The organism is Pseudomonas sp. MF09150 (assembly GCF_059862355.1).
Genome location: NZ_JCBCUS010000004.1, coordinates 323,555 through 340,084 on the forward strand (window position 1 = coordinate 323,555; position 16,530 = coordinate 340,084).

The 16,530-nt window shown below is 59.7% G+C and carries 19 protein-coding genes; 1 reads left to right on the forward strand and 18 read right to left on the reverse strand.

Going from position 1 to position 16,530, the window contains the following annotated elements:
• Positions 1–2: 2 nt before the first annotated feature.
• From rlmN to trmJ, 12 genes are all read right to left on the reverse strand, one after another.
• On the reverse strand, positions 3–1,151 hold the full coding sequence (rlmN, locus tag AC19YX_RS17605; protein WP_020298475.1) for a dual-specificity RNA methyltransferase RlmN: 1,149 nt from the start codon (positions 1,149–1,151) through the stop codon (positions 3–5).
• Between the two features lie 28 nt (positions 1,152–1,179).
• Positions 1,180–1,605, reverse strand: coding sequence for a nucleoside-diphosphate kinase (ndk, locus tag AC19YX_RS17610; RefSeq protein WP_020298474.1), 426 nt, complete (start codon positions 1,603–1,605; stop codon positions 1,180–1,182).
• A gap of 92 nt (positions 1,606–1,697) precedes the next feature.
• Positions 1,698–1,898, reverse strand: a complete 201-nt coding sequence (gene iscX / locus AC19YX_RS17615; protein WP_020298473.1) for a Fe-S cluster assembly protein IscX — start codon at positions 1,896–1,898, stop codon at positions 1,698–1,700.
• Positions 1,899–1,912: 14 nt separating this feature from the next.
• On the reverse strand, positions 1,913–2,254 hold the full coding sequence (fdx, locus tag AC19YX_RS17620) for an ISC system 2Fe-2S type ferredoxin (RefSeq protein ID WP_020298472.1): 342 nt from the start codon (positions 2,252–2,254) through the stop codon (positions 1,913–1,915).
• A 3-nt stretch (positions 2,255–2,257) separates the two neighbouring features.
• A complete protein-coding gene (hscA, locus tag AC19YX_RS17625) occupies positions 2,258–4,120 on the reverse strand; it encodes a Fe-S protein assembly chaperone HscA (RefSeq protein WP_500606688.1) in 1,863 nt (620 codons plus the stop codon).
• Between the two features lie 51 nt (positions 4,121–4,171).
• A complete protein-coding gene (gene hscB, locus AC19YX_RS17630; protein WP_020298470.1) occupies positions 4,172–4,693 on the reverse strand; it encodes a co-chaperone HscB in 522 nt (173 codons plus the stop codon).
• 8 nt (positions 4,694–4,701) lie between these two features.
• Positions 4,702–5,025, reverse strand: coding sequence for an iron-sulfur cluster assembly protein IscA (gene iscA / locus AC19YX_RS17635; RefSeq protein WP_020298469.1), 324 nt, complete (start codon positions 5,023–5,025; stop codon positions 4,702–4,704).
• Between the two features lie 49 nt (positions 5,026–5,074).
• Positions 5,075–5,461: a Fe-S cluster assembly scaffold IscU gene (gene iscU / locus AC19YX_RS17640; RefSeq protein WP_007929523.1), complete on the reverse strand. Its 387-nt coding sequence runs from the start codon at positions 5,459–5,461 to the stop codon at positions 5,075–5,077.
• A 97-nt stretch (positions 5,462–5,558) separates the two neighbouring features.
• A complete protein-coding gene (locus tag AC19YX_RS17645) occupies positions 5,559–6,773 on the reverse strand; it encodes an IscS subfamily cysteine desulfurase (RefSeq protein WP_078472029.1) in 1,215 nt (404 codons plus the stop codon).
• 50 nt (positions 6,774–6,823) lie between these two features.
• Entirely contained in the window at positions 6,824–7,315 is a 492-nt protein-coding gene (gene iscR / locus AC19YX_RS17650) for a Fe-S cluster assembly transcriptional regulator IscR (protein WP_007956690.1), read from the reverse strand.
• A 293-nt stretch (positions 7,316–7,608) separates the two neighbouring features.
• Complete coding sequence (cysE, locus tag AC19YX_RS17655) at positions 7,609–8,385, reverse strand: serine O-acetyltransferase (RefSeq protein ID WP_078472030.1); 777 nt, start codon at positions 8,383–8,385, stop codon at positions 7,609–7,611.
• Positions 8,378–9,157 (reverse strand): tRNA (cytosine(32)/uridine(32)-2'-O)-methyltransferase TrmJ, encoded by a 780-nt coding sequence (trmJ, locus tag AC19YX_RS17660; protein ID WP_500606689.1) that lies wholly within the window; start codon positions 9,155–9,157, stop codon positions 8,378–8,380. The genes cysE and trmJ overlap by 8 nt, the downstream gene beginning before the upstream one ends.
• Before the next feature lie 262 nt (positions 9,158–9,419).
• Here trmJ and suhB point away from each other — a divergent pair, with 262 nt between their 5' ends.
• Positions 9,420–10,235: a type III secretion system regulator SuhB gene (suhB, locus tag AC19YX_RS17665; protein ID WP_020298465.1), complete on the forward strand. Its 816-nt coding sequence runs from the start codon at positions 9,420–9,422 to the stop codon at positions 10,233–10,235.
• 105 nt (positions 10,236–10,340) lie between these two features.
• On the opposite strand, the gene AC19YX_RS17670 is transcribed toward suhB, so the two are convergent.
• The 6 genes from AC19YX_RS17670 to queA all read right to left on the reverse strand — a co-directional run bounded on the left by AC19YX_RS17670 (position 10,341) and on the right by queA (position 16,442).
• Complete coding sequence (locus AC19YX_RS17670) at positions 10,341–10,895, reverse strand: glycine zipper 2TM domain-containing protein (protein ID WP_078472031.1); 555 nt, start codon at positions 10,893–10,895, stop codon at positions 10,341–10,343.
• A gap of 120 nt (positions 10,896–11,015) precedes the next feature.
• Complete coding sequence (gene secF / locus AC19YX_RS17675; RefSeq protein ID WP_020298463.1) at positions 11,016–11,930, reverse strand: protein translocase subunit SecF; 915 nt, start codon at positions 11,928–11,930, stop codon at positions 11,016–11,018.
• A gap of 9 nt (positions 11,931–11,939) precedes the next feature.
• Positions 11,940–13,808 carry a protein translocase subunit SecD gene (gene secD, locus AC19YX_RS17680; RefSeq protein ID WP_020298462.1) on the reverse strand — a complete coding sequence of 623 codons (1,869 nt, stop codon included), beginning with the start codon at positions 13,806–13,808 and terminating at the stop codon, positions 11,940–11,942.
• Between the two features lie 60 nt (positions 13,809–13,868).
• On the reverse strand, positions 13,869–14,204 hold the full coding sequence (gene yajC / locus AC19YX_RS17685) for a preprotein translocase subunit YajC (RefSeq protein WP_043229921.1): 336 nt from the start codon (positions 14,202–14,204) through the stop codon (positions 13,869–13,871).
• 43 nt (positions 14,205–14,247) lie between these two features.
• The gene (gene tgt / locus AC19YX_RS17690; RefSeq protein WP_020298460.1) at positions 14,248–15,363 is read right to left on the reverse strand and encodes a tRNA guanosine(34) transglycosylase Tgt; all 1,116 of its coding nucleotides are present in this window, start codon (positions 15,361–15,363) and stop codon (positions 14,248–14,250) included.
• Positions 15,364–15,377: 14 nt separating this feature from the next.
• Positions 15,378–16,442 (reverse strand): tRNA preQ1(34) S-adenosylmethionine ribosyltransferase-isomerase QueA, encoded by a 1,065-nt coding sequence (queA, locus tag AC19YX_RS17695; protein WP_421548683.1) that lies wholly within the window; start codon positions 16,440–16,442, stop codon positions 15,378–15,380.
• Between the last annotated feature and the right edge of the window lie 88 nt (positions 16,443–16,530).

The following is a 16,530-nucleotide window of genomic DNA, read 5'->3' on the forward strand; positions in this document are numbered from 1 at the left end:
TCTCAAGTACGATTCGCGGCGCTTTGCGGCATATCGGCATCGGCGCTCAACTCGCGCACCGCAATATAGCGTTCGCTGCGACGGGTGCGGTCCAGCACCTGCCCGACCAGTTGGCCACAGGCGGCATCGATGTCCTCACCACGGGTGGTGCGCACGGTGACGTTGAAACCGGCGTGATGCAGCTGGTCCTGGAAACGACGGATGGCATTGTTGCTCGGCCGCTCGTAACCGGAGTGCGGGAACGGGTTGAACGGAATCAGGTTGATCTTGCACGGAATGTTCTTGAGCAACTCGATCATTTCAACCGCATGCTCGACCTTGTCGTTGATGTCCTTGAGCAACGTGTACTCGATGGTCAGCACGCGCTTTTCGCCCAGGGACGACATGTAGCGCTGGCAGGACTCGAGCAGCATCTTCAGCGGGTACTTCTTGTTGATCGGCACCAGCTGGTTGCGCAACGCATCGTTGGGAGCGTGCAGGGACAACGCCAGCGAGACGTCGATGTGCTTGGACAGCTCATCGATCATCGGCACCACGCCGGAGGTCGACAGGGTCACTCGGCGCTTGGAGATGCCGTAACCCAGGTCGTCCATCATCAGGTGCATGGCCGCGACGACGTTGTCGAAGTTCAGCAGCGGCTCGCCCATGCCCATCATCACCACGTTGGTGATGGCACGGTCGGCGGTCGCCGGGATGCTGCCGAACGATTTATTGGCAATCCACACCTGGCCGATGACTTCGGCGGCGGTGAGGTTGCTGTTGAAACCTTGCTTGCCGGTGGAGCAGAAACTGCAATCCAGGGCACAGCCTGCCTGGGACGAAACGCAAAGAGTGCCGCGTTTGCCCTGGGGAATGTACACGGTCTCGACGCAGCTGCCGGACGCCACGCGCACCACCCATTTACGGGTGCCATCGCTGGAGATGTCCTCGCTGACGACTTCAGGACCGCGAACCTCAGCAATCACCTTGAGCTTGTCGCGCAAGGCTTTGCTGACGTTCGTCATGGCGTCGAAATCATCGACGCCAAGGTGGTGAATCCATTTCATTACCTGACCGGCACGGAAACGCTTCTCCCCGATTGAGTCGAAGAATTTTTCCATTTCCTGTTGAGTCAGACCCAACAGGTTGGTTTTTACAGTCGATGTAGTCATGGATTCACCTTCACTCTTAAGCCAATGCTTAGCGAGTGGTTACTTCAGTAGCAGCGAAAAAGTAAGCGATTTCGCGAGCAGCAGCGGCTTCGGAGTCCGAACCGTGAACGGCGTTGGCGTCGATGGACTCGGCGAAGTCAGCACGGATGGTGCCGGCAGCAGCTTCTTTAGGGTTGGTAGCGCCCATCAGCTCACGGTTCAGAGCGATAGCGTTTTCGCCTTCCAGAACCTGAACAACAACCGGACCGGAAGTCATGAAGGCAACCAGCTCGCCGAAGAAACCACGAGCGCTGTGCTCAGCGTAGAAGCCTTCGGCTTCAGCTTTGGACAGTTGCTTCATTTTCGAAGCTACAACGCGCAGGCCGGCTTCTTCGAAACGGGAAACGATCTTGCCGATGACGTTTTTTGCAACAGCGTCAGGCTTGATGATGGAGAAAGTACGTTGAACAGCCATGGTGTAACTCCAGAAACGGTAATTTGCGAAAAATTAAACCCGCGAATTATACGCGGGTTTATAGGGATTGCCTAACTGCGTACAGCGCGGATTCAGTCCGCTTCTTCAATCCAGGCAGCCTGAATTGCTTCAAGAACTTTCTCGCCACCGCGAGCCGGATCGTCGCTGAACTCCGGCAGTGCCAGAACCCACTTGTGCAGATCGACAAAGTTTACATAGCGCGGATCCACTTCCGGCCGGGATTCGGCCAGCTGAATCGCGATTTCCAGCACATCAACCCACTTCAGACTCATGACTATTCCTTGAATCAGTGCGGCGCTTCGGCGGCATGGTTGAGCGAGTATTTCGGGATTTCGACGGTCAGGTCTTCTTCACCGACGATCGCCTGGCAGGACAGGCGCGACTGAGGCTCAAGCCCCCAGGCCTTGTCCAGCATGTCCTCTTCCAGTTCGTCCGCTTCATTCAGCGAATCGAACCCTTCACGAATCACGCAGTGGCAGGTGGTGCAGGCACAGACACCGCCGCAGGCGCTTTCGATCTCGATATGGTTATCGTGGGCCACTTCGAGAATCGAGGTACCGGGCGCAACCTCTACAACCAGACCTTCCGGGCACAGCACGGCATGTGGCAGAAAAATGATCTGCGGCATCAGTTATTCCTCGATTTCATTCAAGTTGCGCCCCGCCAGCGCGGCTTTCACCGTCGAATCCAGGCGTCGGGCAGCAAAAGCATCGGTCACTTGCGACAGACGCTTGGTCTGCTGCTCGATGGCGTAACCATCGGTACCCTTCATCAGTTCGGCCAGTTCCTGCATCTGCAACTCGATGACCATGCGCTCTTCGGCATCCAGCAGGCGCTCGCCATCAGCCTCCAGGGCGCCTTGCACCGCCTCGATCAGGCGCTGGGCATCGACCTGCTGCTCACGCAGGACACGGGCGACCTTGTCGTCGCCGGCATATTGGAACGAATCCTTGAGCATCTTGGCGATTTCGCCATCGGTCAGGCCGTAGGACGGCTTGACCTGGATGCTGGCTTCAACGCCCGACCCCAGCTCACGGGCCGCCACACTGAGCAGGCCATCGGCATCGACCTGGAAGGTCACGCGGATTTTCGCCGCACCCGCCACCATCGGCGGAATACCGCGCAATTCGAAGCGCGCCAGGGAGCGGCAATCGCTGATCAGCTCGCGCTCACCCTGCAGCACGTGAATCATCATGGCCGACTGGCCATCCTTGTAGGTGGTGAAGTCCTGGGCACGGGCGACGGGGATGGTGGTGTTGCGTGGAATCACCTTCTCCATCAACCCGCCCATGGTTTCCAGCCCCAGGGACAGCGGAATCACGTCCAGCAACAGCAGTTCGCCGCCGTCACGCTTGTTGCCGGCCAAGGTATCGGCCTGGATCGCGGCCCCGATGGCCACCACTTGATCCGGGTCGATTTCGGTCAACGGCTCACGCCCGAACATCTCGCCGACGGCCTGGCGCACGCGTGGCACACGGGTCGAACCGCCGACCATGACCACTGCCTGCACATCATCGAGCTCGACATTGGAATCACGCACCGCACGGCGGCACGCCTTGAGGCTACGCGCAACCATGGGTTCGATCAGAGCGTCGAACTGTTCACGAGTCAGCGCCGCGCGCCATTCGCCATAGACCACGTCCACCGAATCGGCGTGGGTCAGGGCTTCCTTGGCGGCGCAGGCGGTTTGCAGCAAACGACGCTGCGCGCCTGGATCGAGATCGGCCGACAAACCGGCACTGTCGATGATCCAGCCGGCAATCGCGTGATCGAAGTCATCGCCGCCCAGGGCGGTGTCGCCACCGGTGGCCAGCACTTCGAACACACCGCCGGTCAGGCGCAGAATGGAAATATCAAAGGTGCCGCCGCCCAGGTCGTAGATCGCCACCACGCCTTCGGCGTGCTGATCCAGGCCATAGGCCACCGCCGCTGCGGTCGGCTCGTTGAGCAAACGCAGCACATTCAGACCCGCCAGTTTGGCCGCGTCTTTGGTGGCCTGACGCTGTGCGTCGTCAAAGTAGGCCGGAACGGTGATCACCGCCCCTACCAACTCGCCACCCAGGGTCGACTCGGCGCGCTGACGCAGCACCTTGAGGATCTCGGCGGAGACTTCGACCGGGCTTTTCGGGCCCTGCACCGTGTCGATGAACGGCATGTGCGACTCGCCATCGACAAAGCGATACGGCAACTGCTCGCCCAATTGCTTGACGTCGGACAGACCACGACCCATCAAGCGCTTGACCGACAGCACGGTATTCAAGGGATCGGCAGACGCCGCCAGCCGGGCAGACTCGCCGACCTCGACACGATCAGCGTGGTAGCGCACGGCGGAAGGCAGGATGACCCGCCCATCAGCGTCCGCCAGCGGTTCGGAAAGACCACTGCGCAATGCAGCGACCAGCGAATTGGTGGTGCCCAAGTCGATCCCCACAGCCAGACGACGCTGGTGCGGTTGAGGACTTTGGCCGGGTTCGGCGATCTGCAGTAGGGCCATGGTAATCAGGTCTTATCTGTCTATCAGGCGTGCAACATGGGCAGCACTGGGTTAATCGTCGAGGCGCTCTTCTAACTGGCGCACTTCATACGTGAGCTTGTCGAGGAACTGCATGCGCCGCATCAGGCGTTCGGCCTGTTCGCGTTGCGCTGCATCATCCCAACAAGCTGCGAAGCTTTCGTTCAACTCATCCTGCGCGACTTTCAGACGCCGTTTGAACACCGCAACACCCGCCAGGTCGGCGCTGTCCTGCAGGTCTTCGAGTTCTTCGCGCCACTGCATCTGCTGCAGAAGAAACTCCGGATCATGCACCGTGACCTCCAGCGGTAACTCGCGACCGCCCATGGCGAGCAGGTAGCGCGCACGCTTGGGAGGGCTTTTGAGCGTCTGGTAGGCCTCGTTGAGGCTCGCGGATTGCTCGAGCGCCAGCCGCTGCTCACGCTCGGAAGCGTCAGCGAAACGGTCGGGGTGGACGCCGCGCGCCAACTCACGGTAGCGCGTAGCCAACTGCTCGAGGTCCAGGCGAAAGCTGGGCTGCAGTTCAAATAAAGCGAAATGACAAGGAGTACCCACAAGAAGCCTCAGATGTTGAAGCTTTCGCCGCAGCCACATTCACCGCGTACGTTGGGGTTGTTGAACTTGAAGCCTTCGTTCAACCCTTCCTTGACGAAATCCAGTTCGGTGCCGTCCAGATAGGTCAGACTTTTCGGGTCGATGATCACTTTCTCGCCGTGACTTTCGAACACCTGATCGTCTTCACCCACCTCGTCGACGAACTCCAGCACGTAGGCAAGGCCGGAACAGCCCGTGGTGCGAACACCCAGACGAATCCCATCACCCTTGCCGCGCCCGTTGAGGGAGCGTCGCACGTGTTGAGCAGCCGCTTCTGTCATGCTGATAGCCATCGTGACTCCTTACTTGTCGCTCAATCTGTGAAAGCTGAATCCGAATGAATCAGATCAGGCCTTTCTTCTGCTTGTAGTCGCGAACAGCGGCCTTGATGGCGTCTTCCGCGAGTACCGAGCAGTGGATTTTCACTGGCGGTAGGGCCAGTTCTTCGGCCAGCTGAGTGTTCTTGATGGTTTCAGCCTCGTCCAGGGTCTTGCCCTTCATCCACTCGGTGGCCAGGGAACTGGAGGCGATGGCCGAACCGCAGCCGTAAGTCTTGAACTTGGCATCTTCGATGATGCCTTGCTCGTTGACCTTGATCTGCAGGCGCATCACGTCGCCGCACGCTGGAGCGCCGACCATGCCAGTGCCGACATCAGGGTCTTCCGCGTTCATCTTGCCGACGTTGCGCGGGTTTTCGTAATGGTCGATGACCTTTTCGCTGTAAGCCATGATTCTTAATCCTCACTCATCAGAGAGTCGCTCTTGGGGTCCTGCAAATCGCCGTAATCGATACGTTCGGCAGAACCCGCTGGCGGCGACTTATATATCAGTGTGCCGCCCACTCGATTTTCGAGATGTCGACGCCGTCTTTGAACATGTCCCACAGCGGCGACAGAGCGCGCAGCTTGGTGACGGCCTCGCAGACTTTCTGCGCGGCGTAATCGATTTCTTCTTCGGTGGTGAAGCGACCGAAGGTGAAGCGGATCGAGCTATGGGCCAGTTCGTCGTTGCGGCCCAGGGCGCGCAGTACGTACGAAGGCTCAAGCGAAGCCGAGGTGCAGGCCGAACCGGAGGATACTGCCAGGTCCTTGAGGGCCATGATCAGCGACTCGCCTTCAACGTAGTTGAAGCTCAGATTCAGGTTGTGCGGTACACGGGCGGTCATGCTGCCGTTGATGTACAGCTCTTCCAGATGCTCGACCTGCTTGTAGAAGCGATCGCTCAGGGCCTTGATGCGCAGGTTCTCGGCAGCCATGTCTTCCTTGGCCACACGGAACGCTTCGCCCATGCCGACGATCTGGTGGGTCGCCAGGGTGCCGGAGCGCATGCCGCGCTCATGACCGCCACCGTGCATGGTGGCTTCCAGACGCACGCGCGGCTTGCGGCTGACGTACAGCGCGCCAATGCCTTTCGGACCGTAGGTCTTGTGGGCCGAGAACGACATCAGGTCGACTTTCAGCTTCTGCAGGTCGATATCGACCTTGCCAGTGGACTGGGCGCCGTCGACGTGGAACAGAACGCCCTTGGAGCGAGTCAGTTCGCCGATGGCGGCGATGTCGTTGACGGTACCGATCTCGTTGTTCACGTGCATGATCGACACGAGGATGGTGTCGTCGCGCAGTGCGGCTTCAACCATGGCCGGAGTGATCAGGCCATCTTCGCCCGGCTCGATGTAGGTAACTTCAAAACCTTCACGCTCCAGTTGGCGCATGGTGTCCAGGACAGCCTTGTGCTCGATCTTGGAGGTGATCAGGTGCTTACCCTTGCTGCCGTAGAAGTGCGCGACACCCTTGATTGCCAGGTTGTCGGATTCGGTGGCACCGGAAGTCCAGACGATCTCACGCGGATCGGCATTCACCAGGTCAGCCACTTGGCGACGGGCGTTTTCGACCGATTCTTCGGCCTTCCAGCCAAACACGTGGGAACGGGACGCCGGGTTACCGAAGTTTCCGTCGACCAGCAGGCATTCACTCATCTTTTGCGCGACACGCGGGTCAACCGGGGTGGTCGCTGAGTAATCAAGGTAAATCGGCAATTTCATGGACTCTCTCCTAAATCAGGCTGGCTGGCGTTCCGCTGGCTCTTTGGCTGTCATTCGACGGCGGACGCTTCGATCTTATCCAGGCGTGGCGCCTTGCCATTACAGCGGCGCTGATCCTGACGCTGGGCTACTTCTTGCACCTCACGGCGAGTCACAAGGTCAGCCAAGCTGATACCGCTCAGAAATTCGTGAATCTGCAGGCTCAGATCACACCACAAGTGGTGAGTCAGGCAGGTGTCGCCGGAATGGCAGTCACCCTGGCCCTGGCATTTGGTGGCATCGACCGATTCGTTCACCGCATCGATCACCTGAGCTACCTGGATTCCCTGCATGTCGCGCGACAGCTGATAGCCGCCACCCGGGCCACGCACACTGGACACCAGATTGCTGCGGCGCAGCTTGGCGAAGAGCTGTTCGAGATAGGACAGGGAGATGCCTTGGCGCTCAGAGATATCGGCCAGGGACACCGGGCCATGTTGCGCGTGCAACGCCAGGTCGAGCATGGCAGTTACCGCGTATCGGCCTTTAGTAGTGAGTCGCATGGACAATTACCACAGAGTGTTTCGGGATGAGGGCGAGTATGCAATACCCGAGTAATCGAGTCAACTATAAGACCAACTACTTTAGTCGGGTTTACCCGCAAAAGAGCGCGCGAATCATAGCAAAGTCTGCGGCGTAATGGCACATACCGGCGCTGGCGGCCGACCTGCGGGAGATCAATGCACCATCAAAATGACATCATCCGCCCGCCCAACCTAGCTCGCCGGCGATCCAGAGGCCGATAATCCGAGGCAGATCGCCATCAACGCACACGCATCGACTTGCGGCAGCAGCCTTAGCCGACCTGACTGTCGCCCTTGTCCTTGACTCCGGCAAAGTCCTCTTCGCGCAGTGCTGGCAGATCCTGGGCGCAATAGTTGCTGCCCAAGTCTTTCAATGCGCCGCACATGCCTTCAAGGCGACCATCGACCGCCTGCAGGTGATCCAGCAGTTGGCCAATGGCGCGAGCCACCGGGTCCGGCATGTCTTCGCTGACACCGTAGGCATCAAAGCCCAGCTTCTCGGCCATGGCCTTGCGCTTGGCTTCCTGCTCATCATCGGACTTGATAATGATGCGCCCAGGAATCCCCACCACCGTCGCGCCCGCGGGCACGGCCTTGGTCACCACCGCATTGGAACCGACCTTGGCCCCGGCACCAACAGTGAATGGGCCCAGGACCTTGGCGCCCGCCCCCACCACCACACCATCTTCCAGGGTCGGATGGCGCTTGCCTTTATTCCAGCTGGTGCCACCCAGGGTAACGCCCTGGTACAGGGTCACGTCATCGCCGATCTCGGCGGTCTCACCGATGACGATGCCCATGCCGTGGTCAATAAAGAACCGACGACCGACCTTGGCCCCCGGGTGAATCTCGATCCCGGTCAACCAGCGGCCGAAGTTCGACACCAGCCGCGCCAGCCACTTCCACCCCATGCCCCACAGCGCGCCTGACAGGCGATGAATCCAGATGGCGTGCATGCCCGGGTAGCAGGTCAGCACCTCAAAGGCATTGCGCGCCGCCGGATCACGGTGAAAAACACTCTGGATATCTTCACGCAAACGCTCAAACATCTTCATTCTTCCGCTTGATGAGCTCGCCACGGGCCGCTTTCTGGGTCTCCGTGAGGATGCCTCGCAAAATATTCATTTCCGCCCGGCTGACCGAGCTGCGACCGTACAACCGACGCAGGCGCGCCATCAAGTGCCGCGGTTTTTCCGGATTGAGGAAGTCGATGGCCACCAGCGTCTGCTGCAGATGCTCGTAGAACCGCTCCAACTCATCCATGGTCGCCAGCTCATCACTACGCGGCGACGCCACTTCATCCTTCTCGACCTTGCTCGGCCGGCCCTCGGCCGCCAGCCAGGACATGCGCACCTCATAGGTCAACACCTGCACCGCCGTCGCCAGGTTCAGCGAACTGAACTCAGGGTCCGACGGGATATGCACATGGAAGTGACATCGCTGCAGCTCGTCATTGGTCAGGCCGGAATCTTCACGGCCGAACACCAGGGCGATCTGTGCGCCCTGCCCCGCCTCTTCCACCACCTTCAACCCGGATTCACGGGGGTCGAGCAAGGGCCAGGGAATACGCCGATCACGGGCACTGGTACCAAATACCAGGGTGCAGCCCGCCAGCGCCTCTTCCAGGGTGGCGACGACCTGCGCATTTTCCAGGATGTCCGTGGCGCCAGAGGCACGGGCATCAGCCTCGTGGGACGGGAAAATCCGCGGCTCAACCAGCACCAGCCGCGACAGGCCCATGTTCTTCATGGCACGCGCAGCCCCACCGATATTCCCGGGATGACTGGTATTGACCAGGACGACACGAATGTTCTGCAGCAAGGGAGGCGCTCTCGGACACGGAAAGGGGAGCAAATCTTACAGAACAGCCAGCAGTCACGCCTCAAAAATAACCGAGAGCCCCGGATACACTAAGCGGCGCGCACCTTCTAGCGCCTTGCGCAAACGACCGCTGGTCAAAAAGTGCGCACATTTACTGGGTCAGCGCCCCGCTCAAAATGAGGAAAGCGAATGTCGACCTTCATCTGCAAAAGTTTTCTGCTAGAATGCTCGGCTTTCTTTAACAACCTTAGGTGACACATCCATGCAGCCAATGCTGAATATCGCGCTGCGCGCCGCCCGCAGCGCCAGTGAATTGATTTTCCGCTCCATCGAGCGCCTGGATACCATCAAGGTCGACGAAAAAGACGCCAAAGACTACGTATCCGAAGTTGATCGCGCTGCCGAGCAGAAGATCATCGATGCGTTGCGCAAAGCCTACCCAACCCACGGCATCCTCGGTGAAGAAACCGGCCTGCACGCGGGCAGCGGTGAAGGCGAAGAATACCTGTGGATCATCGACCCACTGGACGGCACCACCAACTTCCTGCGCGGCATTCCTCACTTTGCCGTCAGCATTGCCTGCAAATACCGTGGTCGCCTGGAACACGCCGTTGTTCTGGACCCGGTTCGCCAGGAAGAATTCACCGCCAGCCGCGGTCGTGGCGCCCAACTGAACGGTCGTCGCCTGCGCGTCAGCGGCCGCACCAGCCTGGACGGCGCCCTGCTGGGTACCGGCTTCCCGTTCCGTGACGACCAGATGGACAACCTCGACAACTACTTGGGCATGTTCCGCGCCCTGGTTGGCCAGACCGCCGGCATCCGCCGCGCCGGTGCCGCCAGCCTGGACCTGGCTTACGTGGCCGCCGGCCGTTTCGATGCTTTCTGGGAGTCGGGCCTGTCCGAGTGGGACATGGCTGCGGGCGCCCTGCTGATTCAGGAAGCGGGCGGCCTGGTGAGCGACTTCACCGGCGGTCACGACTTCCTGGAAAAAGGCCACGTGGTTGCCGGCAACACCAAGTGCTTCAAAGCGGTCCTGACCGCCATCCAGCCGCACCTGCCGGCTTCGCTGAAGCGCTAAGCGCCAGCGACAAAAAAGCACCCTACGGGGTGCTTTTTTTATGCCTGAAAATACTCAGCCGATAAAAAAGCCGCCCCTGAGGACGGCTCTTTTATCGGCCCGAGCTTACTGCCCCGGCTGTTCCTGATTCTGACTCAGGATCAACTTGCCTTCTTTATTGACCGGAATCTGGTTACCCGGATCACGATCCATACGCACCTGGCCTTGCTTGCCATCCAGTTCGTACTTCACGTCATAACCCACGACCTTGTCGCTGATGTCATTGACGGTGTTACAGCGAGTCTGAGTGGTGGTGTAGGTATCACGCTCCTGCATGCCTTCCTGCACCTTGTTACCGGCATAACCACCACCCACTGCACCCGCCACGGTGGCGATCTTTTTGCCGTTGCCGCCGCCGATCATACTGCCCAGCAAACCACCGCCAACCGCACCGGCCACCGTACCAAGGATCTGATGCTCATCCTTGACCGGGCGCTGACGGGTTACCGCGACGTCCTTGCAGACCTCGCGTGGAGTCTTGATCTGTTGTTTAACCGGCTGAACTGCCAGCACTTGCGCATACTCAGGGCCGCTTTTAACCAGGCTGTAGGTGGCAACAGCACCCCCGGCAGTCACACCGACAGCACCCAATACCGCACCAACCAGTAACGACTTGTTCACGTGAACCTCCTGACCATCACAAGCGGGACGAGCCCGCGCTTCTCCCAGCCTTGGAGTAATAAAAAAGGCGCGAGTTCAATACTCGCGCCTTTTTAGGTGACCACTGGAAGATGATGACCGTTATGGGCGGTCGTCCACTTCCTTCTCGGTATTGGCAGGAGGAATCAGATCCTCACTGCTCAGGTTCAGCCAGATCAGCACCACGTTGGCGATGTAGATCGACGAGTAGGTACCCGCCAACACACCGACAAACAGTGCGATGGAGAAGCCCCACAGGTTGTCGCCACCGAAAAACAGCAGCGCAGCAATTGCCAGCAAGGTGGAGATCGAGGTCGCCATGGTGCGCAACAGGGTCTGAGTGGTCGAGATGTTGATGTTCTCGATCAGACTGGCCTTGCGCAGCACGCGGAAGTTCTCACGCACCCGGTCGAAAACCACGATGGTGTCGTTGAGCGAGTAACCGATGATCGCCAGTACCGCCGCCAACACCGTGAGGTCGAAGGTGATCTGGAAGAACGACAGGATACCCACGGTCACGATCACGTCGTGGACCAGCGAGACAATGGCACCGACCGCGAACTTCCACTGAAAGCGGAACGCCAGGTAGATCAGGATGCCGCCCAGCGCCATCAGCATGCCGAGGCCGCCCTGGTCGCGCAGCTCTTCACCCACCTGCGGGCCAACGAACTCGACGCGCTTGACCTGTGCCGGGTTGTCACCGCCAACCTTCTGCAAGGCGGCTGCGACCTGATGGCCCAGTTGCGGGTCTTCACCCGGCATCCGCACCAGCAGGTCGGTGGTTGCCCCGAAGCTCTGCACGATGGCGTCGTGATAACCCGATTCGCTCAGTTGCGCGCGAACCTTCATCACATCCGCCGGACGCTCGTAGGTCAGCTCGATGAGCGTACCGCCGGTGAAGTCCAGACCGTAGTTCAGGCCCTTATGGAACCAGCTGAACAACGCCAGAACGGTAAGGAGCAATGTGACGCCGAACGCAACGTTGCGCACGCCCATGAAGTTGATAGTACGTAACATGGCAGCCCCTTAAATCCACAACTTCTTGAAGTCACGACCGCCGAAGATCAGATTGACCATCGCACGGGTCAGCCAGATGGCCGTGAACATCGAGGTAAAGATCCCGAGGGACATGGTCACCGCAAACCCTTTGACCGGGCCGGTGCCCATGGCAAACAGGATGCCACCGACCAGCAATGTGGTCAGGTTGGAGTCGAGAATCGCAGTGAATGCCCGGCCGAAGCCTTCGTTAATAGCCCGCTGCACGGTCATGCCGGCGGCGATCTCTTCACGTATCCGCGAGAAGATCAGCACGTTGGCGTCCACCGCCATACCCATGGTCAACACGATACCGGCGATGCCTGGCAGGGTCAGTGTTGCCCCCAGCAGCGACATCAGGGCCAGCAGCAGTACCATGTTCAGCGCCAGCGCCACGGTGGCGATGACGCCGAAGAAGCGGTAGATGGCGATGATGAACAGCGACACGAACAACATGCCCCACAGCGAGGCATCGATACCCTTGGTGATGTTGTCAGCACCCAGGCTCGGACCGATTGTGCGCTCTTCGGCAAAGTACATCGGCGCCGCCAGACCACCGGCACGCAGCAGCAGCGCCAGCTCGGAAGACTCGCCCTGGCCGTTGAGGCCGGTGATACGGAACTGACTGCCCAGCGGCGACTGGATGGTCGCCAGGCTGATGATCTTCTTCTCTTCCTTGAAGGTCTGGACCGGTACGTCTTTCTCGACGCCATCAACCACTTGCTTGGTGTAAGTGGTGGTCGGCTTCTGCTCGATGAAGATCACCGCCATGCTGCGGCCGACGTTGCTGCGAGTCGAACGACTCATCAGCTCGCCACCGTGACCGTCAAGCTTGATGTTCACCTGTGGACGACCGTGCTCATCGAAGCCCGCCTGGGCGTCGGTAACCTGGTCACCGGTGATGATCAGGCCACGCTCGATCAACGCTGGAGGACGATTGCCTTCACGGAATTCGAACGACTCGGAAGTCGCCTTGGAAGCACCCGGCTCTGCAGCCAGGCGGAACTCGAGGTTGGCGGTCTTGCCCAGGATCCGCTTGGCTTCAGCGGTGTCCTGCACGCCCGGCAGCTCAACCACGATGCGGTTGGCGCCCTGACGCTGTACCAGCGGCTCGGCCACACCCAGCTCGTTGACGCGGTTACGGACCGTGGTCAAGTTCTGCTTGATAGAGTATTCACGGATTTCCGCCAGCTTGGCCGGGGTCATCGCCAGACGCAGTACCGCCTGACCATTGAGGTCGGCCGGAACAATGTCGAAATCGTTGAAGTTCTTGCGGATCAGTGCACGGGCCTGTTCACGGGTCGCGTCGTCGCTGAAGCCCAGTTGAATGGCACCGTTGAGTTGCGGCAGGCTGCGATAGCGCAGGCGCTCTTTGCGCAACAGACTCTTGACGTCGCCTTCGTAGACTTTCAGGCGTGCATCGAGGGCTTTATCCATGTCCACTTCCAGCAGGAAGTGCACACCACCGGACAAGTCCAGACCCAGCTTCATCGGGTGCGCGCCGAGGTTGCGCAACCATTGCGGGGTGGTTTGTGCCAGGTTCAGTGCAACGACGTAGTCGTCACCCAGGGCCTTGCGTACGACGTCCTTGGCTGGCAACTGATCTTCTTTATTGATCAGACGCAGCAAGCCGCCCTTGCCATTGGCCGCGATAGTGGCTGCCTTGACGTTGATCCCGGCGTCGGTGAGCGCTTTGCTCGCACGATCCAGATCAGCCTGAGTGACCTGCAACGCGGTACTCGCACCGCTGACCTGAATGGCCGGATCATCAGGGTATAGATTGGGAGCGGAATAAATAAAACCGATCGCCAGCACCGCCAGGATCAGTACGTATTTCCACAGAGGGTATTTGTTCAGCATCACGCCGCCCGCTTATAACGCGGGGCGCCTTGCGCGCCCCGTCGATTGGTAAAAGATGAATCAGATCGCTTTCAGCGTGCCTTTTGGCAGCGTGGCGGCGATAGCGCCCTTCTGGAACTTCATTTCGATGGTGTCGGACACTTCCAGAACCACGAAGTCGTCGGTCACTTTGGTGATCTTGCCGGCGATGCCGCCAGTGGTCACAACTTCGTCACCTTTTTGCAGGCTGCCCAGCAGGTTCTTCTGCTCTTTGGCGCGCTTGGCCTGTGGACGCCAGATCATCAGATAGAAGATGACCAGGAAGCCGACCAGGAAAATCCACTCAAAGCCGCCGCCCATAGGGCCTGCAGCAGGTGCAGCAGCGTCAGCCATGGCGTTAGAGATAAAAAAGCTCATTTAGCACTCCAGTTGCAAATATTGAATCTTGGGGTCAGAAAACTCAGTCCAAAGGCGGAACAGGGAGCCCGCGTTTGGCGTAGAAGGCATCGACAAAGGCGGCCAATGTACCCTGTTGAATAGCCTCGCGCAAACCAGCCATAAGTACCTGGTAATGCCGCAAATTGTGGATGGTATTCAACATGCTACCCAGCATTTCGCCGCACTTGTCCAGATGATGCAGATAAGCGCGGGAGAAGTTCTGGCAGGTGTAGCAATCGCAGGTCGGATCGAGCGGCGAATCATCATGGCGATGGAACGCGTTACGGATCTTCAGCACACCAGTATCAATAAACAGATGCCCATTGCGGGCATTGCGGGTTGGCATCACGCAATCGAACATGTCCACACCGCGGCGCACACCCTCTACGAGATCCTCCGGTTTGCCAACGCCCATAAGGTAACGAGGTTTGTCTGCTGGCATCTGGCCCGGCAGGTAGTCCAGCACCTTGATCATCTCGTGCTTGGGCTCGCCCACCGACAGGCCGCCAATGGCCAGGCCGTCGAAGCCGATCTTGTCCAGCCCCTCCAGGGAACGCATGCGCAGGTCCTGGTGCATACCGCCCTGGACGATGCCGAACAGCGCGGCGGTGTTGTCGCCATGGGCGTTCTTGGAGCGCTGGGCCCAGCGCAACGACAGCTCCATGGAGATCCGCGCGACGTCTTCGTCAGCCGGGTACGGGGTGCATTCGTCGAAGATCATCACGATGTCCGAACCCAGGTCGCGCTGCACTTGCATCGACTCTTCCGGGCCCATGAACACCTTGGCACCGTCCACCGGCGAGGCGAAGGTCACGCCCTCTTCCTTGATCTTGCGCATCGCGCCCAGGCTGAACACCTGAAAACCGCCGGAGTCGGTGAGAATCGGGCCTTTCCACTGCATGAAGTCATGCAGGTCGCCGTGCTTCTTGATCACTTCGGTGCCTGGACGCAGCCACAGGTGGAAGGTGTTGCCCAGAATGATCTCGGCACCGGTGGCGACGATATCCCGTGGCAGCATGCCCTTGACCGTGCCATAGGTACCCACCGGCATGAACGCCGGGGTTTCCACCGTACCGCGGGGGAAGGTCAGGCGACCACGACGAGCCTTGCCATCGGTGGCCAGCAGCTCGAAAGACATACGACTTGTGCGACTCATTCTGTTTCCTCTGGGGCCGAATCCTTGGGAGCGGTAGGCGCAGGGTTACGGGTGATGAACATCGCATCACCGTAGCTGAAAAAGCGGTACCCATGCTCGACGGCGGCCTTGTAGGCGGCCATGGCCTCGGGATAACCGGCGAACGCCGAAACCAGCATCAACAGCGTGGACTCGGGCAAATGAAAGTTGGTGACCAGGGCGTCGACCACATGAAACGGCCGGCCCGGGTAGATAAAGATGTCGGTGTCGCCACTGAACGGCTTGAGCACACCATCGCGCGCGGCACTTTCCAGGGAACGCACGCTGGTCGTGCCCACCGCCACCACCCGACCGCCGCGCGCACGGCAGGCCGCGACCGCATCCACCACGTCCTGGCCGACTTCCAGCCATTCGTTATGCATATGGTGGTCTTCGATACGCTCCACGCGCACCGGTTGGAACGTCCCGGCACCGACGTGCAGGGTCACGAACGCAGTCTCGACGCCCTTGGCCGCAATCGCTTCCAGCAACGGCTGGTCGAAATGCAGCCCGGCAGTCGGCGCCGCCACCGCGCCCAGGCGCTCGGCGTACACCGTCTGATAGCGCTCGCGGTCCGCGCCTTCATCCGGACGGTCTATATAGGGAGGCAACGGCATATGGCCGACGCGATCGAGCAAGGGCAGCACTTCTTCGGCAAACCCCAGCTCGAACAGCGTGTCATGCCGGGCCAACATCTGTGCCTGGCCGCCGCCCTCGATGAGGATCGTCGAACCCGGCTTGGGCGACTTGCTGGAGCGCACATGGGCCAGCACGCGATGACTGTCGAGCACCCGCTCCACCAGAATTTCCAGCTTGCCGCCGGAAGCTTTCTGGCCAAACAGCCGTGCCGGAATCACCCGGGTATTGTTGAACACCATCAAGTCGCCCGGGCGCAAATGCTCAAGCAAATCAGTGAATTGACGGTGGGCCAGGGCACCCGTAGGCCCATCAAGGGTCAACAGGCGACTACCGCGACGCTCGGCCAGGGGATGGCGGGCGATCAGCGAATCGGGAAGCTCGAAGGTAAAGTCAGCAACGCGCATGATGGGGTTCGTCTAGCAGGGCCGGAAAGTTTAGCGGAAATAGCCAAAATTGACCATGAAAGCTGATTGACCAACGGTAATCACCTCT